The 18030-nt window shown below is 70.5% G+C and carries 15 protein-coding genes; 12 read left to right on the top strand and 3 right to left on the bottom strand.

Annotated elements, in window-relative coordinates:
- The first annotated feature begins 62 nt into the window (after positions 1 to 62).
- The 4 genes from ACYVO6_RS46625 to mmpA all read left to right on the top strand — a co-directional run bounded on the left by ACYVO6_RS46625 (position 63) and on the right by mmpA (position 2453).
- Positions 63 to 1118 carry a WD40/YVTN/BNR-like repeat-containing protein gene (locus tag ACYVO6_RS46625; protein ID WP_461072600.1) on the top strand — a complete coding sequence of 352 codons (1056 nt, stop codon included), beginning with the start codon at positions 63 to 65 and terminating at the stop codon, positions 1116 to 1118.
- A 76-nt stretch (positions 1119 to 1194) separates the two neighbouring features.
- Positions 1195 to 1509, top strand: a complete 315-nt coding sequence (locus tag ACYVO6_RS46620; RefSeq protein ID WP_352368425.1) for a plasmid stabilization protein — start codon at positions 1195 to 1197, stop codon at positions 1507 to 1509.
- Between the two features lie 58 nt (positions 1510 to 1567).
- Positions 1568 to 2263 carry an endonuclease V gene (locus tag ACYVO6_RS46615; protein ID WP_461072597.1) on the top strand — a complete coding sequence of 232 codons (696 nt, stop codon included), beginning with the start codon at positions 1568 to 1570 and terminating at the stop codon, positions 2261 to 2263.
- 49 nt (positions 2264 to 2312) lie between these two features.
- Complete coding sequence (gene mmpA, locus ACYVO6_RS46610) at positions 2313 to 2453, top strand: morphogenic membrane protein MmpA (protein WP_461072595.1); 141 nt, start codon at positions 2313 to 2315, stop codon at positions 2451 to 2453.
- Between the two features lie 46 nt (positions 2454 to 2499).
- Here mmpA and ACYVO6_RS46605 read toward each other — a convergent pair whose 3' ends face one another.
- Positions 2500 to 3690 carry a saccharopine dehydrogenase family protein gene (locus ACYVO6_RS46605; protein WP_461072593.1) on the bottom strand — a complete coding sequence of 397 codons (1191 nt, stop codon included), beginning with the start codon at positions 3688 to 3690 and terminating at the stop codon, positions 2500 to 2502.
- 72 nt (positions 3691 to 3762) lie between these two features.
- On the opposite strand from ACYVO6_RS46605, the gene ACYVO6_RS46600 reads away from it, so the two are divergent.
- The 4 genes from ACYVO6_RS46600 to ACYVO6_RS46585 all read left to right on the top strand — a co-directional run bounded on the left by ACYVO6_RS46600 (position 3763) and on the right by ACYVO6_RS46585 (position 8981).
- Entirely contained in the window at positions 3763 to 4185 is a 423-nt protein-coding gene (locus ACYVO6_RS46600; protein WP_461072591.1) for an MmcQ/YjbR family DNA-binding protein, read from the top strand.
- A 139-nt stretch (positions 4186 to 4324) separates the two neighbouring features.
- Entirely contained in the window at positions 4325 to 5536 is a 1212-nt protein-coding gene (locus tag ACYVO6_RS46595) for a CaiB/BaiF CoA transferase family protein (protein ID WP_461072589.1), read from the top strand.
- A gap of 3 nt (positions 5537 to 5539) precedes the next feature.
- The gene (locus tag ACYVO6_RS46590; protein ID WP_461072587.1) at positions 5540 to 6754 is read left to right on the top strand and encodes an acetyl-CoA C-acetyltransferase; all 1215 of its coding nucleotides are present in this window, start codon (positions 5540 to 5542) and stop codon (positions 6752 to 6754) included.
- Positions 6755 to 6812: 58 nt separating this feature from the next.
- Positions 6813 to 8981 (top strand): 3-hydroxyacyl-CoA dehydrogenase NAD-binding domain-containing protein, encoded by a 2169-nt coding sequence (locus tag ACYVO6_RS46585; RefSeq protein ID WP_461072585.1) that lies wholly within the window; start codon positions 6813 to 6815, stop codon positions 8979 to 8981.
- A gap of 120 nt (positions 8982 to 9101) precedes the next feature.
- Here the strand turns inward: ACYVO6_RS46585 and ACYVO6_RS46580 are convergent, their stop codons facing one another.
- Positions 9102 to 9809 (bottom strand): MerR family transcriptional regulator, encoded by a 708-nt coding sequence (locus ACYVO6_RS46580; protein ID WP_461072583.1) that lies wholly within the window; start codon positions 9807 to 9809, stop codon positions 9102 to 9104.
- Positions 9810 to 10027: 218 nt separating this feature from the next.
- Here ACYVO6_RS46580 and ACYVO6_RS46575 point away from each other — a divergent pair, with 218 nt between their 5' ends.
- Complete coding sequence (locus ACYVO6_RS46575; protein WP_461072581.1) at positions 10028 to 11989, top strand: Xaa-Pro dipeptidyl-peptidase; 1962 nt, start codon at positions 10028 to 10030, stop codon at positions 11987 to 11989.
- Positions 11990 to 12080: 91 nt separating this feature from the next.
- Entirely contained in the window at positions 12081 to 13790 is a 1710-nt protein-coding gene (locus tag ACYVO6_RS46570) for a BCCT family transporter (protein WP_461072579.1), read from the top strand.
- Between the two features lie 171 nt (positions 13791 to 13961).
- Here ACYVO6_RS46570 and ACYVO6_RS46565 read toward each other — a convergent pair whose 3' ends face one another.
- On the bottom strand, positions 13962 to 14909 hold the full coding sequence (locus ACYVO6_RS46565) for an FAD-dependent oxidoreductase (RefSeq protein WP_461072577.1): 948 nt from the start codon (positions 14907 to 14909) through the stop codon (positions 13962 to 13964).
- Between the two features lie 66 nt (positions 14910 to 14975).
- Between ACYVO6_RS46565 and ACYVO6_RS46560 the strand changes: the two genes are divergently transcribed.
- Both ACYVO6_RS46560 and ACYVO6_RS46555 read left to right on the top strand, forming a co-directional pair.
- Positions 14976 to 15995, top strand: a complete 1020-nt coding sequence (locus ACYVO6_RS46560; RefSeq protein WP_461072575.1) for an oxidoreductase — start codon at positions 14976 to 14978, stop codon at positions 15993 to 15995.
- 310 nt (positions 15996 to 16305) lie between these two features.
- Positions 16306 to 17946, top strand: a complete 1641-nt coding sequence (locus tag ACYVO6_RS46555) for an ABC-F family ATP-binding cassette domain-containing protein (protein ID WP_461072573.1) — start codon at positions 16306 to 16308, stop codon at positions 17944 to 17946.
- The last annotated feature ends 84 nt before the right edge of the window (positions 17947 to 18030 follow it).

Here is an 18030-nt window from a genome sequence, read left to right as displayed (position 1 = left end):
GGGGGAGTGGGCTAGCTTCGCCCGCCATGAGGGGCTTGGGGAAGACGCGACCGAAGAGATTCATGAGACGGCTGTTGGCAACGGGGGTGTGCGGGGCCGCGCTCGCCGCCGTACTCACGGCGCCCGCACAGGCAGAAGAACCGGACCGGCAGCCTCCGCACTGGGAGCTCAAGGACAGCGGCACCGACGTACGCTTCCGCGGTCTCTCCGCCGTCAGCCGGAACACCGCCTGGCTGGCCGGATCACAGGGCACCGTGCTGCGCACGGCCGACGGCGGCGCGAGCTGGCGGAACGTATCGCCGCCCGGCAGCGGCGAGTTGGAGTTTCGCGACATCGAGGCCTTCGACGGCCGACGTGCCGTGGTCCTGGCCATCGGCGAGGGCGAGGCCTCCCGGATCCTGCGCACCGAGGACGGCGGCGAGACCTGGACCGAGTCCTTCCGCAACACCGACGCGAGAGCCTTCTATGACTGCGTCACCTTCTTCGACCGGCGCCACGGTCTGGCGATGAGCGACCCCGTGGACGGAAAGTTCCGGATCCTGTCGACCAGCGACGGCGGACGCTCCTGGAAGGTGCTGCCCAGCGACGGGATGCCCGCGGCGCAGGAGGGCGAGGCGGGCTTCGCCGCCAGTGGGCAGTGCCTCGTCAGCTCGGGGCCGCGTGATGTGTGGCTGGCCACGGGCGGGGCCGCACGCGCGCGCGTGCTGCACTCCTCCGACCGCGGCCTGACCTGGACGGCCGCCGACACCCCGATTCCCGCGGGCGACCCGGCGCGCGGAGTCTTCGCCCTCGCCTTCCGCGACCGTACGCACGGCCTCGCGGTCGGCGGCGACTACCGCGCGGACCAGGCGTCACCGCAGGCCGGCAGCGGCGACGCCGGCCGCACCTGGACGCCCGCCGCGCAGCCGCCGCCCGCCTACCGCTCCGGCGTCGCCTGGCTCCCGCACAGCCGCTCGGCCGCCCTCGCCGTCGGCCCCACCGGAACCGACCTCACCACGGACGGCGGCCGGACCTGGCGCACCCTCGACACAGGCTCGTACGACACCGTCGACTGCACCCCTGACCTGGGCTGCTGGGCGTCCGGTGAGCAGGGCCGGGTGGCACGGCTGGAGCGCTGATGCGAGCGGGCGCGGGCCGTGCTTGGCTGGGACAGGGGCGGCTTCCAGCAGTCTTCTAGCAGCAAGGAGTCCGGCCATGGCACGTGGCTCGAGTTCCAAGCGGGAACGCCAGCAGGAACACATCAGGGAAAGCGAACGCGAACGCGGCGCGAGCGAGCGGCGCGCCGAGGAGATCGCCGCCCGGACCACCGACAAGGAACGCGCTCAGCGCGGCGAGTCGAAGACCACGAGTCGCACGTCGGCCCAGGACACCTCGACCGGCCGTCGCGGCGGCCGTGAGTCCCGCGAAGGGGCCACGTACGACCAGCTCTACGAGGAGGCGAAGAGCCGCAACATCGAGGGCCGCTCCAAGATGAACAAGGAGGAGCTGTCCCGGGCCCTCGGCCGCTGAACGCCGTGCTCGTCTGAACGCCGTCCTCGTCACCCGGCCACGTACGCTCGATCCCACCATGACGACCGTACGCATCCCGGCGGGCTGGCCCGCCACCGAAGCGCAAGCCCGCGCCGTGCAGGACGAGTTGCGCGGTCGCGTCGTACTCGACGAGCCGGGGCCGCCGCCGGGAACCGGCCGGGTGACGGGGGTGGACGTGGCGTACGACGACGAGCGTGACGTCGTCGTGGCGGCGGCCGTCGTCCTGGACGCGGCGACTCTCGATGTCGTGGCCGAGTCCACGGCCGTGGGGCGGGTGCCCTTCCCCTACGTCCCCGGGCTGCTCGCCTTCCGCGAGCTCCCGGCCGTTCTGGCCGCCCTCGACGCGCTGCCGTGCGAGCCGGGCCTCGTGGTCTGCGACGGCTACGGTCTTGCCCACCCCCGCCGCTTCGGACTGGCCGCCCATCTCGGCGTCCTCACGGGACTGCCGGCGATCGGCGTCGCCAAGAACCCGTTCACCTTCTCCTACGAGGAGCCGGACGCCCCGCGCGGATCCTCGTCCCCGCTGCTCGCGGGCGAGGAGGAGGTCGGCCGTGCACTGCGCACCCAGCAGGGCGTCAAGCCGGTCTTCGTCTCGGTCGGCCACCGGGTGAGCCTGGACAACGCCTGCGCCCACACCCTGCGACTCGCGCCGCGCTTCCGTCTCCCGGAGACGACCCGGCATGCGGACGCGCTGTGCCGCAAGGCCCTGAAGGCGACTGAGTACGTCGTCTGAGTACTTGTACGGATGCCAGGGCCCCGTCGCGCTCGGCAGGCTGGCCCGCATGACGACACACCGCGCCCCGAAGCCCACCGCCAGCCCCACCCAGCCCGTCGAACGCGCCCTGATGGCGGGCCTGATCCTCGCGGTCCTCGCCGGGGTCGGCTGGATAGCTGGGATGATCTACACGGTCACGGGGTGGTAGGTCCGAGAGGCCATGGGGTGGTGGGGCCGAGAAGTCGCGGCAGCGCTCAGCGAGAGGCCGCGACCCGGAAGCTGATCCCCGCCTCCCGCAGGCGCTCGATGAGCCGGTCGCCCATCGCCACCGCGGTGGTGACCTGGCCCGACGTCGGGGGCAGTTCGTCGAAGGCCAGGCACAGGGCTGACTCGGCGAGCATCTTGGCGGTCTCGCCGTAACCGGGATCGCCGCCCGCGACCTCCGTGAAGACGCGGCGCCCGCCGCCCTCGCCCACGAACCGCACCGAGAACCAGCTCCTCGCCCGCTTCTCCTCGCTCGGCCCCTCCCCGGGCTTGAGCCGGTCCGACAGCCAGCGCCGGGCCGGCGGCAGCTGCGCTGCCGCGAAGGCCGCACCGGCCGCGGCCACCCCGCCCACCGCGAACGGCAGCCGCTTGGCCGCCGCGTAGTGCCGGTAGCGGAAGTCGGGCCCGTACCGCTCCAGGGCCCGGGCCGAGCGCTGCACGATCTGCGCGTCGATCGTGGGCAGCGGCACCGCCCACGCCCCGACCTCCTTGGCGTACCGAGGCGCGCTCAGCGGCGCGTACGCCCGCCGGCCGGCCGGCCGCGGCTCGTGCCGCCCGCGGTCCCGCGCCGCAGCCACCATCTGTGGCCCGCGCGAGAACTGGTTCAGGGCCGAACCGAACGTACCGCCCGAGAACATCCCGTCGGCGCGCACGAACCCGTCCACCCTCAGCGGCACCTCTTCGGGGAGCTGACGGACCGTGAAGTACGCGCCCAGGTCATGCGGAATCGAGTCGAAGCCGCACGCGTGCACCAGCCGCGCCCCGGTCTCACGCGCGCGTGCGTCGTGCCGCACATACATGAGGTCCACGAACTCGGGCTCTCCGCAGAGGTCGACATAGTCGGTGCCGGCGTCCGCGCAGGCGGCGAGCAACTCCTCGCCATACTCCAGGTACGGCCCGACGGTCGTGGCCACCACGCGCGCGTGGGCCGCGAGTTCGCGCAGGGCGGCCGGATCGGCGGCGTCCGCCCGGAGCAGGGGCAGCTGAGCGCAGTCCGGATCGATCGAGGCCAGCCGCTCGCGCAGCCGCTCCAGCTTCGCGGTGTCGCGCGCCGCGATCGCCCAGCGCAGCCCCTCGGGCGCATGGGCGGCGAGGTACTCCGCGGTGAGCTTTCCGACGAAACCCGTGGCTCCGAAGAGCACGACGTCGTACGCCCGCTCCGTCCCGTTCTGGCTGCTCATGGCACCTCTCTGCCCTGCACCCCGCGCCGTTGTCGGTGGCTGAGGTTAGCGTGAAGTACGAGGAGCCGAACCATGACCCCGTGCGAGGAGCCGCACCAACAACCGGAGGCAGCCGTGGCCGCGACCGAGAACGCCCTGAAGAAGTGGGAGAAAGCGCGCGAGTTCGCTCTCGGACTGCCGGGCGCGACCGAGGAGTTCCCCTGGGGCGAGACCGTCGCAAAGGTCAACAAGAAGGTGTTCGTCTTCCTCGGTGTGACCGACGGCAGCTATCCGATGGGCATGACCGTGAAGCTCAAGGACGAGGCGGCGCACGCCCACGCGATGACCTCGCCGGGCGCGGAGCCCGCCGGGTACGGCCTCGGGAAGGCGGGCTGGGTGAGCATCCCGCTGGAGGAGAAGGGCTCCCCGGACGCTGAGCTGCTGTGCGACTGGATCGAGGAGAGTTACCGCACGATCGCCCCGAAGAAGCTCATAGCGGAACTCGACGTGCGTTGATTCCCTTGGCGGCGCCGGGCCTTCAGAATGGGCCCTTCAGAATTGGCTAAGCGCTTGCTCGCCCGCGTCTTGTGCGGCGTGGAACGCGTTTCTAACATCGCGGGTGTTACATCAGTAGTGTCACAGTGCTGGGGGCTCGATGGCAGTGGCAGGGACGGCAGGGCACGGCCCGCTCGCCGGGGTGCGCGTGGTCGAGCTGGCCGGCATCGGACCCGGACCGTTCGCCGCCATGCTCCTCGCCGACCTGGGCGCCGACGTGGTCCGCGTGGACCGGCCCGGCGGCGCGGGCCTCATCATCGACCCGGACTACGACATCACCAACCGCAACAAGCGGTCCGTGCTCGTCGACCTGAAGACGGACGACGGCCCGGCCCGCGTCCTCGACCTGGTCGAACGCGCCGACATCCTCATCGAGGGCTACCGCCCGGGTGTCGCCGAGCGCCTCGGTGTCGGCCCCGAGACCTGCCACGCCCGCAACCCGAAGCTCGTCTACGGACGGATGACCGGCTGGGGCCAGCAGGGCCCTCTCGCCCAGCGCGCGGGCCACGACATCGCGTACATCGCGCTGACCGGCACCCTCGGCATGATCGGCGACCCGGATGCGCCACCCGCCGTCCCCGCGAACCTGGTCGGCGACTATGCGGGCGGCTCGCTCTACCTCGTCGTCGGCGTCCTCGCCGCCCTCCACCACGCCCGCGCGAGCGGCACCGGACAGATCGTGGACGCGGCCATCGTCGACGGTGCCGCGAACCTGGCCGCGATGATCCACGGCATGCTGGCCGCCGACCGCTGGCAGGACCGGCGCGGCGCCAACCTCCTCGACGGCGGCTGCCCGTACTACGGCACGTACGAGACGGCCGACGGCCAGTACATGGCGGTGGGCGCGCTCGAGAAGCAGTTCTACGAGGAGTTCGTGGACCTCCTCGGCATCCCGGAACACGCCTCGGCCCACAAGGACCCGGCGCGCTGGGGCGAGCTGCGCGAGGCGGTCGCGGCCCGCTTCAAGACCCGTACGCGCGAGGAGTGGACCGCGGTCTTCGAGGGCTCCGACGCGTGCGTGGCTCCGGTCCTCTCCCTGAGTGAGGCGCCGCACCACCCGCACCTCGCCGCCCGCGGCACCTTCACCGACCACGGCGGCATCACCCAGCCCGCCCCCGCCCCCCGCTTCTCCGCCACCCACACCTCGGTCCGCAGCGGGCCCGCGCAGCCGGGCGCCGACACCGAGGACGTGGCCCGCGACTGGGACGTACCCGGCCTCCTGAAGAGCGCCCCGAACGGAACCCGAATGAAGCGGCAGATCCTCGCGCCTGAGCAACCCTCCGCGCCTGAGCAACCCTCCTCGAAAGGCTGACCAGTGAGCACCGAAGCGTACGTGTACGACGCGATCCGCACCCCGCGCGGGCGTGGCAAGGCGAACGGCGCCCTGCACGGCACGAAGCCCATCGACCTCGTCATTGGGCTCATCCACGAGATTCGGGGCCGCTTTCCGGACCTCGACCCGGCGGCGATCGACGACATCGTGCTCGGTGTCGTCGGCCCGGTCGGCGACCAGGGCTCGGACATCGCGCGGATCGCCGCCATCGCGTCCGGACTGCCCGACACGGTGGCGGGCGTCCAGGAGAACCGCTTCTGTGCCTCCGGCCTCGAAGCCGTCAACCTGGCCGCGATGAAGGTCCGTTCGGGCTGGGAGGACCTGGTGCTCGCGGGCGGTGTCGAGTCGATGTCGCGGGTGCCGATGGCCTCCGACGGCGGCGCCTGGTTCGCCGACCCGATGACGAACATCGCCACCAACTTCGTCCCCCAGGGTATCGGCGCCGACCTCATCGCCACCATCGAGGGCTTTACGCGCCGGGACGTCGACGAGTACGCGGCCCTGTCCCAGGAGCGTGCCGCCGCTGCCTGGAAGGACGGCCGCTTCGAGCGGTCCGTCGTGCCGGTGAAGGACCGCAACGGACTCGTCGTCCTGGACCACGACGAGCACCTGCGCCCAGGCACCACCGCCGACTCGCTGGCGGGCCTCAAGCCGTCGTTCGCGGACATCGGCGACCTGGGCGGCTTCGACGCCGTGGCGCTGCAGAAGTACCACTGGGTGGAGAAGATCGACCACGTCCACCACGCGGGCAACTCCTCCGGCATCGTGGACGGCGCCTCGCTGGTGGCGATCGGTTCGCGCGAGGTGGGGGAGCGGTACGGGCTGACGCCGCGCGCCCGGATCGTCGCCGCCGCCGTCTCCGGCTCCGAGCCCACGATCATGCTCACGGGGCCCGCGCCCGCCACCCGCAAGGCGCTCGCCAAGGCCGGACTGACCATCGACGACATCGACCTGGTCGAGATCAACGAAGCCTTCGCCGCCGTGGTCCTCCGCTTCGTGCGGGACATGGGCCTGTCACTGGACAAGGTGAACGTCAACGGCGGAGCGATCGCACTGGGCCACCCCCTGGGCGCCACCGGAGCGATGATCCTCGGCACCCTCGTCGACGAACTGGAGCGCCAGGACAAGCGGTTCGGCCTCGCCACGCTGTGCGTCGGCGGCGGCATGGGCATCGCCACCATCGTCGAGCGTCTCTGAACGTCCTGTCCGTCCCCCCTTACGGCCCTTGCGGCGTCCCCTTACGGAGAAAACAGCCATGACCGAGAGCACCATCCGCTGGGAACAGGACAGGACCGGCCTCGTCACCCTCGTCCTCGACGACCCGAACCAGTCCACGAACACCATGAACCAGGGGTTCCGGGAGTCGCTCACCACGATCACCGACCGCCTGGAGGCCGAGAAGGACTCCATCCGCGGCATCATCTTCACCTCCGCCAAGAAGACCTTCTTCGCGGGCGGCGACCTGCGTGAACTGATCGCTGTCACCCCCGAGAACGCCCAGTACGCCTTCGAGCGGGGCCTCGCCATCAAGCGCGACCTCCGCCGTATCGAGACGCTGGGCAAGCCCGTCGTCGCCGCCATGAACGGCGCGGCCCTGGGCGGTGGTTACGAGATCGCCCTGGCCTGTCACCACCGTGTCGCCCTCGACGCCCCCGGCTCCAAGATCGGCTGCCCGGAGGTCACGCTCGGCCTGCTGCCCGGAGGCGGCGGCGTCGTCAGGACCGTACGCCTCCTGGGTATCGCCGACGCCCTGCTGAAGGTGCTCCTCCAGGGCACCCAGTACAGCCCGCGGCGCGCGCTCGAGAACGGTCTCGTTCACGAAGTGGCCACCACACAGGAGGAGTTGCTCGCCAAGGCCCGCGCCTTCATCGAGGCCAACCCCGAGTCCTCGCAGCCCTGGGACAAGCCCGGCTACCGCATCCCGGGCGGCACACCGTCCAGCCCCAAGTTCGCGGCGAACCTGCCCGCCTTCCCGGCGACCCTGCGCAAGCAGACGGGCGGCGCGCCCTACCCGGCCCCGCGCAACATCCTCGCGGCGGCGGTCGAGGGCTCCCAGGTGGACTTCGAGACCGCGCAGGTCATCGAGTCGCGCTACTTCGTGGAGCTGGCCGCGGGCCAGACCTCCAAGAACATGATCCAGGCCTTCTTCTTCGACCTCCAGGCCGTCAACTCCGGCGCCAACCGCCCCAAGGGGATCGAGCCGCGCCAGATCCGCAAGGCCGCTGTCCTGGGCGCGGGGATGATGGGCGCGGGCATCGCCTACTCGTGCGCACGCGCGGGCATCGAGGTCATCCTCAAGGACGTGTCGGCCGAGGCGGCGGCGAAGGGCAAGGGCTACTCCGAGAAGCTCTGCGCCAAGGCCGTCTCCCGGGGACGTACGACCCAGGAGAAGGCCGACGAACTGCTCGCCCGCATCACGCCCACCGCCGACCCGCAGGACCTCGCTGGCTGCGACGCTGTGATCGAGGCCGTCTTCGAGGACCCAGCGCTCAAGCACAAGGTGTTCCAGGAGATCCAGCACATCGTCGAGCCGGACGCACTGCTGTGCTCCAACACCTCGACGCTGCCGATCACCGCACTCGCCGAAGGCGTCGAGCGGCAAGCCGACTTCATCGGCCTGCACTTCTTCTCACCCGTCGACAAGATGCCGCTCGTCGAGATCATCAAGGGCGAGCGGACCGGCGAGGAAGCCCTCGCGCGCGCCTTCGACCTCGTACGGCAGATCAAGAAGACCCCGATCGTCGTCAACGACTCGCGCGGCTTCTTCACCTCCCGGGTCATCGGGCACTTCCTCGACGAGGGCGTGGCGATGGTCGGCGAGGGCATCGAGCCTGCCTCCGTCGAGCAGGCCGCGGCCCAGTCGGGCTATCCGGCCAAGGTCCTCTCGCTCATGGACGAGCTGACGCTCACCCTGCCGCGCAAGATCCGCACCGAGACCAAGCGGGCCGTCGAGGAATCCGGCGGCAGTTGGGCAACGCACCCCGCCGAGGCCGTCATCGACCGCATGATCGACGAGTTCGGCCGTACGGGCCGCAGCGGCGGCGCGGGCTTCTACGAGTACGTCGACGGGAAGCGCGCGGGGCTCTGGCCCGGACTGCGGGAGCACTTCACGCGCGAAAGCTCCGAGATCCCCTTTACGGACATGCAGGAGCGCATGCTCTTCTCCGAGGCGCTGGACACGGTCAGGCTCCTGGAGGAGGGCGTCCTGACGTCCGTCGCCGACGCCAATATCGGGTCCATCCTCGGGATCGGCTTCCCGGGCTGGACGGGTGGCGTCCTGCAGTACATCAACGGCTACGAGGGCGGCCTGCCCGGATTCGTGGCCCGCGCGCGTGAGCTCGCCGAGCGCTACGGAGAGCGGTTCACGCCACCGGCGCTGCTCGTCCAGAAGGCGGAGAAGGGGGAGCGGTTCAGCGACGCGTGAGGTAAGTACGGTGCGCTCGGGGGCCGTTCGGGAGACCGGAACGGCCCCTTGCCGAGCGCCTGACGGGTCGTGACACTCGGCGCATGGAGACGCGTGGCGCCCTGGTGACCGGACAGACCCTCAACGTGGGCTCTTGAGCCACTCCCGCAGTTCCTCGTTGAGGGAGCGCTGGAACGTGGTCAGCAGCGCCTGCACCACCAGTGGCTGCATATGTGCCGACAGGGACTTCACCGCCGCCATCGACTCACGCTCGGACACCTCGTCGCGCAGCAGCCGGGACAGTTCCCGGGCCGCCGCGCGCGTGTGTTCCAGCAGGACCGTGCGCGCGGCGAGGATCGTCTCGTGCGCGATCGGCACGTCGAGCAGCTGTACGCCCAGCCGCAGCAGCCCCGGGTCCACGCGATACGTCTGCGCTTTCGGCGTCCGTACGACGACGTTCATGGCGGCGAGCCGGTCCAGGTCCTCCTCGCCCAGCGGGCGCCCCGCCCGGCGCTCCAGTTCGGCGCGGCTCATCTCCTCGGTCGACTCGGGCGCCCACGAGGCCACCACGGCACGGTGGATCGCCAGGTCATGGGCGCTCAGGTCGGTCGGCAGCTGCTCCAGATACCGTTCGATCGCGGCCAGTGTCATCCCCTGGCGCTGCAACTCCTCGATCAGCGCCAGCCGGGACAGATGCGCCTGCCCGTAGTGCCCGACGCGACGCGGACCGATCACGGGCGGCGGCAGCAGACCCTTGGTGCTGTAGAAGCGAACCGTACGCACCGTGACACCCGCACGCGCGGCCAGCTCGTCGACGGTGAGCTTCGGCTCCTCGATCTCCGTCGCCATCGCTGCTCCTTCGCGTACTGCGGTAACGCCCGGGTGCGGTGCAACAGTATTGCTGTCTCACCAGCGGTGGGAAAGCGCAGCGGGCGGGCAACTCACTGCCCGCCCACCGTCACCTCGCCCGACCTCAGTGCACCCGTCCTTCCCACAGGACCAGTTCGGCCCTTCGGATCCCGAACGGCCCTCTTTTGCACAGGAGTTGACCGGGGTACCTTCCGCGCATGCCGACACGTGCGCGCGTCATGCGCTTCAGGACCTGGAGAACGCTCGCGACGGCGGCCACCGCCGCCCTGATGGCCACGCTCCTCACCCCGGCCGCCGCACAGAGCGCCCCGCGGGAGAGTAAACCCGTGTACTCGTACGACAACGCGATACGCGAGTCCGTATGGGTGGACACCGGACTCGACGGCGACAAGGACGGGAAGAGGGACCGCGTCGCCGTCGATATCGTCCGGCCCCGCGAACTCGCCCGGCAGGGCCGCAAGATACCCGTGATCATGGACGCCAGCCCGTACTACTCCTGTTGCGGACGCGGCAACGAGAGCCAGAAGAAGACGTACGACGCGAACGGCAACGTCGTCCAGATGCCGCTGTACTACGACAACTACTTCGTGCCGCGCGGCTACGCCTTCGTCGGCGTCGACTTCACCGGCACCAACCGCTCCGACGGCTGCGTGGACGTCGGCGGCCGCTCCGACGTCCAGTCCGCGAAGGCCGTCGTCGACTGGCTGAACGGCCGGGCCAAGGGCTACACCTCCCGGACGGGCAGTACGACGGCCAGGGCGGACTGGACCAACGGCAAGACCGGCATGATCGGCAAGAGTTACGACGGGACCGTCGCGAACGGCGTCGCCGCGACCGGAGTCGAGGGCCTGGAGACGATCGTTCCGATCGCCGCCATCTCCTCCTGGTACGACTACTACTTCGCCAAGGGCGCCCCGCTGTACGACTCCGGACCCGACTGGCTGTCCAACTACGTCGAGAGCCCCGACGCCCGCGCCAAGTGCGCCGCCGTGCAGCAGCAGCTCGTCGAAGGAGCCCCGCGCACCGGCGACTGGACGAAGCTGTGGACCGAGCGCGACTACGTGAAGGACGCCCACAAGATCGACGCGAGCGTCTTCGTCATCCACGGCATGCAGGACCTCAACGTACGCCCCAAGCACTTCGGCCAGTGGTGGGACGCCCTCGCCGAGAACGGTGTCGAGCGCAAGATCTGGCTGTCGCAGACCGGCCACGTCGACCCCTTCGACTTCCGCCGCGCCGAATGGGTGGACACCCTGCACCGCTGGTTCGACCACGAACTCCTCGGCTACGACAACGGCATCGACGACGAGCCGATGGCCGACATCGAGCGCGCCCCCGACAAGTGGGAGACGTCGAGCGTCTGGCCGCCGCGCGGCACCGACACCGTGAGCCTGCGCCCCGGCAAGGGCGAGCAGGCGGGCGTGGGCACTCTTGGACTGCGTACCGGATCGGGCACCGAGACCTTCACCGACGACCCGAGCCAGGACGAGACCGACTGGGCCGCGCAGATCGACCAGTCCACGGCCGGCAAGGCCGGATTCATCACCAAGCCGCTCACCCGCGACCTTCGACTGTCCGGCTCCTCCAAGGTGACCGTCACGGCCACGCCGAGCACCACAACGGCCCATCTGTCCGCGGTACTTGTCGACCTCGGCCCGGACACCATCCGTGACTACGCGGACGCCGCCGAGGGCATCACCACGCTCACCGACCGCACCTGCTGGGGCCCGAGCACCACGGGCGACAGCTCCTGCTTCAAGGAGACGCGGGCCAAGACCGCGGACGTCGACTACACGGTGTTCAGCCGGGGCTGGGCCGACCTCGGCAACCATGCCTCGGACCTGAAGGGCGTCCCGCTCACGCCGGGCAAGCCGCACACCATCACCCTCGACCTGCACGCGAGCGACCACGTCGTCCCGGCCGGGCACCGTCTCGCACTGATCGTCGCGGGCACCGACAAGGACCTCATCGACCCTCCGTCCACCACACCGACGCTGAAGCTCGACCTGTCCCGTACGTGGGCCCGCGTCCCGTTCGTCGGAGGCGCCAAGGCCTTCTCGGGCGCCACCTCGGGATCCGCGCACGTCAGGCCGGACGCCACTCTCGACGGGGTCGCCGAGCCCCGGACCCCGCAGCGGGTGCCGGGAGGCAACCGCTGAAAGGGTTGAGATCGGCGGTACCTGTGGTAGTTCCTAGGGGCGCAACCAGGAACAAGTGTTTCCGTTCGGCCTCCAGGGGAAGGTGCCGCCGATGACAGAAGACCTGAAGAAGAGGGGAGGCCTGGGAGGTCCTGAGGACGTCCCAGGCGGCCCCGGCCACGAAACCGACCGTGTGGTGTTCGGCGTCACCGCCGCGCTCACCGTGGCCTTCGTGATCTGGGGTGCGGTCGCCACCGACTCGCTGGAGAGCGCCTCGACCAAGATGCTCGACGGCCTGATGCACAACGGTGGTTGGGCTTTCGTGCTCGCCGCCTCCGGGTTCGTCGTTTTCGCGCTCTGGCTGGCGGTCAGTCGTTACGGCAGGATCCACCTGGGCACCGAGGGCGAGGAGCCCGAGTTCCGCACCGTGTCCTGGGTCGCGATGATGTTCAGCGCTGGTATGGGCATCGGCCTGATGTTCTACGGTGTGAGCGAGCCACTGTCGCACTACAGCACGCCCCCGCCGGGCACCAGCCCCGCCGACTCCGCGGAACGCATGGAGACGGCGATGGCCACCACGCTCTTCCACTGGACCCTGCATCCGTGGGCGATCTACGCGGTGGTCGGCCTCGCCATCGCCTACAGCACCTTCCGCAAACGCCGGCGCCAGACGATCAGCGCGGTGTTCACCCCGCTCATCGGTGAGAAGCACGCGAACGGCCACCCGGGCCGGGCGATCGACAGCCTCGCGATCATCGCCACCGTCTTCGGCTCCGCGACCTCGCTGGGCCTCGGCGCGCTCCAGATCGGCTCCGGACTCACGGAGCTGGACTGGTTGGACAAGGCGAACACCGCACTGCTCGTCACCATCATCGCCGTACTGACGCTGGCCTTCGTCGCCTCGGCCGTCTCGGGCATCGAGCGCGGTATCCAGTGGTTGTCCAACACTAATATGGTGCTGGCGCTGCTGCTCGCCGTCTTCGTGTTCATCGCAGGGCCCACCGTCATCGTCCTCGATCTGCTGCCCACCTCGGTCTTCTCCTTCGTGGGCGACCTGCCGCAGCTAGCCGGCCGCACCGAGGCCAGCGGCGGCGAGGGAGTCGCGGACTGGCTGAGCGGCTGGACCGTCTTCTACTGGGCGTGGTGGATCTCCTGGACGCCGTTCGTCGGCATGTTCATCGCCCGCATCAGCCGCGGCCGGACCATCCGGCAGTTCGTCGGCGGCGTCATCCTCGTACCCAGCACCGTCTCTCTCGTCTGGTTCGCGGTCTTCGGCGGTTCCGCGATGAAGCTGCAGGAGGCCGGCCGGCTCGGCGAAGAGGCGACGCCCGAGGGACAGCTCTTCGGCGTTCTGCAGGAGTACCCCATCGCGACGGTCACCAGCCTGCTCGTGATGATCCTGGTGGGCATCTTCTTCGTCTCCGGAGCCGACGCCGCGTCCATCGTGATGGGCACGCTCTCCCAGAAGGGCGCCCTCGAACCCGGCCGTCTCGTCGTGGTGTTCTGGGGCGTGGTGACCGGGGCCGTCGCCGCGATCATGCTGCTCATCGGCAGCGGTAAGGGCGATGCGCTCGCCGGCCTGCAGAACCTTACGATCCTCGCCGCCGCGCCCTTCGTCCTCGTCATGATCGGGATGTGTTTCGCCCTGATGAAGGATCTGCGCAAGGACCCGGTCATCGTGCGCAGTGTGATGGGTTCCGAGGCCGTCGAACTCGCCGTGATCGAGGGCCACAAGCAGTACGACGGCGACTTCGGGATCCGTGTCGGTCCCGGTCCCGGCACCGACACGGAAGGGGACCCGCTCGGGCACGAGCATCGCTAGGCGCTCCGCTGGGTTGCGCGGTTTTCAATCTGCGAGTCCGTTGTGGCTGGTCGCGCAGTTCCCCGCGCCCCTAAGAGGCCTGCGGCCTCCTTAGGGGCGCGGTACCGCAGCGGACTTCGGTAACGCTTAGGCGGCATCAGCGCGTCAGCGGGAGGTGAGTCGGGCTGTGCGTCAGCGGGAGGCGAGCCCGGCCGCCTCCCGCGCGCAGCCCCACGCCACCGTGATGCCCGCCCCGCCGTGCCCGTAGTTGTGCACCAACACCCGGCCGCCTGGCAGCACTTCACGCTCCAGCCGCACCGCGTCGCGCGCCGGCCGGAGACCCACCCGATGCTCGATGATCCGAGCCCCGGCGATCTCCGGCCGCAGCGCGGCGCACCGCCGCACGATCGCTTCGGCCACTGCCGGATCGGGCGTCAGGGACCAGTCGCCCTCTTCCGTGGTCCCGCCCAGGATCAGCCCGCCCGGCTGCGGAAAGTAGTACGTCGCCTTGGTGTCGGATTCCCCCGAGGTCAGCCAGGTGGTCACTCCGGGGTTCTCCACGACGACCAACTGCCCCCGCACGGGCCACATCTCCGGATCCGGTACGAGCTCCCGCGCGCCAAGGCCCGTGCAGTTGACGACGACCGGCGCCGGGACCTCCGCGAGATCCGTGACGTACCGTTCTTCGACCGTCCCACCGGCCCGCACGAACCGCTCGCGCAGCCAGCCCAGATGCACGGGCATGTCGATCAGCGGCAGCCGCGCCCACAACCCCACCCCGGCGTACTCGCCCGCCGTCGCCGCCCGCAGTCCCGGCACCCGCGCGGCCCACGACCCGAGCCCGTCCAGCACCGTCTCACCGTGTACGCCCTCGACCATGCGTACGCCCGTCTCGTCGGGCCGCGCCGCCAACTCCTCGTACACGGACAGTGATTGCAGCGCCCACTCACCGACGAGCACCTCCGGCTGGATCCGGTACGGCCACCACAGCGCGCCCGCAACGGCCGAGGTGGTCCGCTCGGTGGGCTCCCGCGTCCAGATCCGGACCTGCCTGCCGCTCTCCGCGAGGACGACGGCCGTCGTGAGACCTATGACACCGCCGCCGACCACGATCACTTCATCGTTCAGCTCACTGTTCACAGCCGGACGCTAACGGAATCCGTCATGGAGTGCTCAGATCACCCGCAGTCTGGGGATACTCACAGCATGTCTGCCGAGTACGCGACCTTCGGCCTGGCACCGGCCATGCGCGCCGGTGGAGTCCTTGCCAACGGTGACTACCAAGTGCACCGGGATTTCGTGGACTTCATCGTCGACGGACGGCCGCTGCTGTTCCAGCTCTCCGACCTCGATGCCGTCTCCCCACTCGCCTCCGACATACCGCCCGCGATCTTCAGCGCGCAGGTACGCAGTCTCCTCCTGGAAGCCGACGCCCCCTTGGCGGGCGGCCGGTACGTCATCTACGGCTGCCCCGAGTGCGAGGACCTCGCCTGCGGTGCCGTCACCGCCGTGATCGAGAAGCTCGGCGACGACTATCTGTGGCGCGACTTCGCCTGGCAGACGGACGAGCGGGCGGATCTGGAGCGGAACGGGTACCACGGGATAGGGCCATTCCGCTTCCGCGGCGCCGAGTACCGCGCCGCGCTGGGTTCCCTGCTCACGGGCGCCGGCGGCGAACGCCGCCGGGTGCTGCTGATCGGCGCCCGCGTCGCCGCCCTCGCCAAGCTCGCCGCCGCCCTGCGCACCATCGGCATCGGCGCCGAGATCACCCGGGAGGCCGCCGAAGTCTCCGCCGACGAGCTGCGCACGTACGGCGCCGTCGCCTTCGGCCGCGATGTCAGCGAGCAGGAACGTGCCTCCGTACGTCAGTCCTTCGAGCGCGCCGGTGCCGACGTCGCGTACGTCGACGGGCTCGCCCCGATCGTCCCGCTCCTCGTCGCCCAGATCGAACACGCCCTGGACCGCAGCCCCCGGGAGCAGCGCCGCCTCACCCGCCTCGTCGCCGCGGACGGCGCGGCGGGCGTCGAGGTTACTTCCCCGTGCCGGGTCCAGCTGACCGCGTACCGCCTGGACCGGCTGTACCGCACGCACGCGTACGAGGTCTTCGACGGGGTGCTGGAAGCGGGGGAGCACCGGCTCGCGCTGGATGCGAAGGCCACGAAGGGGGAGTCCTTCATCGTGGCGCGGACTTCGGGGGGTGTGTTGGTGGAGGCGATGGGGGGCTGAGGGGTGGGGTGGCGCGGTGGTCCGTGGGGGACGAGGTTCGTGGGCGAGTGCGGGTCGTCGTGGGTTGCTCGCGCCCACGATGGGGGTCCCCCGGCTCATGGGGGTCCCCCCGCTCGAGCGAAGCCGAGAGCGGGGGAGGAGCCGCACATCGACACAGCCCCGCGCCCCTGTGAGGCGCTGGTGGCGCGCTAAGGAGTGAAGGCGTGAGTGGGCTGATGCGCGGCGCGGGGCGCGCTGTTTCGGGGGGCGGCGATGGGCGCGGAAAATCCTGGCGCCCGTCTCCTGGGCGGGCGATTAGGATCAACGCCTGATGACTGCCACCCTCGTCGCCAAGAATCTCGCCGCCGGTCACGGTGACCGCTCGCTCTTCTCCGGGCTCGATCTCGTTGTCGCGCCCGGCGATGTGATCGGTCTTGTCGGTGCCAACGGCGCGGGCAAGTCCACGCTGCTGCGCATGCTCGCCGGGCTGCTGAAGCCCGAGCAGGGCGAGCTGCGGCTCTCCCCGCCGACCGCCACCGTCGGGCATCTGCCGCAGGAACCGGAACGCCGGCCGGGCGAGACCGTACGTGAGTTCCTCGCCCGCCGCACCGGCGTGGCCGAGGCCCAGCGTGTGATGGACGAGGCCACTCAGGGGCTCGTCGACGGGGCACCGGGCGCGGACGACGCGTACGCGACGAGCCTGGAGCAGTGGCTCGGCCTCGGCGGCGCCGACCTCGACGAGCGCGCCGAGGAGGTCGCGGACTCGCTCGGCCTCGGCGTCGGCCTGGACCAGCCCATGACCTCGCTCTCCGGCGGCCAGGCGGCCCGCGCCGGACTCGCTTCCCTCCTCCTCTCCCGCTACGACGTCTTCCTGCTCGACGAGCCCACCAACGACCTCGACCTGGACGGCCTGGAACGCCTCGAACGTTTCGTCTCCGGTCTGCGCGCGGGCACGGTCGTCGTCAGCCACGACCGCGAGTTCCTCACCCGCACCGTCACCAAGGTCCTCGAACTCGATCTCGCGCAGCAGGAGATCAGGCTGTACGGCGGCGGATACGAGGCCTATCTGGAGGAGCGGGACGTCGCGCGCCGGCACGCCCGCGAGGACTACGAGGAGTACGCCGACAAGCGGTCCGCGCTCGAAGGGCGGGCTCAGATGCAGCGCTCCTGGATGGACAAGGGCGTCAAGAACGCCCGGCGCAAGGCGAGCAACGACAACGACAAGATCGGCCGCAAGTTCCGCAGCGAGGCCAGCGAGAAGCAGGCCGCGAAGGCCCGGCAGACCCAGCGCATGATCGAACGGCTCGACGTCGTCGAGGAGCCGCGCAAGGAGTGGGAGCTGCGCATGGAGATCGCGGCGGCCCCGCGATCGGGTGCCGTGGTCGCCACCTTGCGCGACGCGGAGGTACGCCGCGGCGACTTCACCTTCGGCCCGGCGACCCTCCAGATCGACTGGGCGGACCGGGTGGCCGTCACCGGCGCCAACGGCGCGGGCAAGTCCACGCTGCTGGGCGCCCTGCTGGGGCGGGTACCGGTGGACGCGGGCCACGCCTCCCTGGGCTCCGGCGTCCTGGTCGGCGAGGTCGACCAGGCCCGCCAACTGTTCTACGGCTCCGAGTCCCTGCTGGACGCGTTCTGCACGGCGGTCCCGGACACCGAACCGGCCGAAGTCCGCACCCTCCTCGCCAAGTTCGGCCTCAAGTCGCACCACGTGCTGCGACCGGCGGCCACCCTGTCACCCGGCGAACGCACACGCTCCGCGCTGGCCCTCCTCCAGGGCCGAGGCGTCAACCTCCTGGTCCTCGACGAGCCGACGAACCATCTCGACCTCCCCGCCATCGAACAGCTGGAGTCGGCCCTCGACTCCTACGAGGGCACGCTGCTCCTGGTCACACACGACCGCCGCATGCTGGACGCGGTACGGACGACCCGCCGCCTGGAGGTCGCAGACGGCAAGGTGACGGAGCGCTGACGGGGGAGAAGCCGAGAGTGGGGAGCGACCAGCCACAGACGGCCCGCAGCCGAGACACAACTGGGGGCCTGGGGGCGCAGCCCC

The sequence above is a fragment of the Streptomyces pseudoechinosporeus genome, assembly GCF_054783935.1.
Note: the sequence above shows the minus strand (reverse complement) of the source record. Positions and strands in the feature narration are given on the sequence as shown.

Bases quoted from the DNA above. Each gene is read 5' to 3' on its own strand.
- ACYVO6_RS46555 (WP_461072573.1), top strand. From the start codon at position 16,306: ATGACTGCCACCCTCGTCGCCAAGAATCTCGCCGCCGGTCACGGTGAC.
- mmpA (WP_461072595.1), top strand. From the start codon at position 2,313: ATGACGACACACCGCGCCCCGAAGCCCACCGCCAGCCCCACCCAGCCC.
- ACYVO6_RS46575 (WP_461072581.1), top strand. From the start codon at position 10,028: ATGCCGACACGTGCGCGCGTCATGCGCTTCAGGACCTGGAGAACGCTC.
- ACYVO6_RS46620 (WP_352368425.1), top strand. From the start codon at position 1,195: ATGGCACGTGGCTCGAGTTCCAAGCGGGAACGCCAGCAGGAACACATC.
- ACYVO6_RS46585 (WP_461072585.1), top strand. From the start codon at position 6,813: ATGACCGAGAGCACCATCCGCTGGGAACAGGACAGGACCGGCCTCGTC.
- ACYVO6_RS46615 (WP_461072597.1), top strand. From the start codon at position 1,568: ATGACGACCGTACGCATCCCGGCGGGCTGGCCCGCCACCGAAGCGCAA.
- ACYVO6_RS46600 (WP_461072591.1), top strand. From the start codon at position 3,763: ATGACCCCGTGCGAGGAGCCGCACCAACAACCGGAGGCAGCCGTGGCC.
- ACYVO6_RS46560 (WP_461072575.1), top strand. From the start codon at position 14,976: ATGTCTGCCGAGTACGCGACCTTCGGCCTGGCACCGGCCATGCGCGCC.
- ACYVO6_RS46625 (WP_461072600.1), top strand. From the start codon at position 63: ATGAGACGGCTGTTGGCAACGGGGGTGTGCGGGGCCGCGCTCGCCGCC.
- ACYVO6_RS46580 (WP_461072583.1), bottom strand. From the start codon at position 9,809: ATGGCGACGGAGATCGAGGAGCCGAAGCTCACCGTCGACGAGCTGGCC.
- ACYVO6_RS46570 (WP_461072579.1), top strand. From the start codon at position 12,081: ATGACAGAAGACCTGAAGAAGAGGGGAGGCCTGGGAGGTCCTGAGGAC.
- ACYVO6_RS46595 (WP_461072589.1), top strand. From the start codon at position 4,325: ATGGCAGTGGCAGGGACGGCAGGGCACGGCCCGCTCGCCGGGGTGCGC.
- ACYVO6_RS46605 (WP_461072593.1), bottom strand. From the start codon at position 3,690: ATGAGCAGCCAGAACGGGACGGAGCGGGCGTACGACGTCGTGCTCTTC.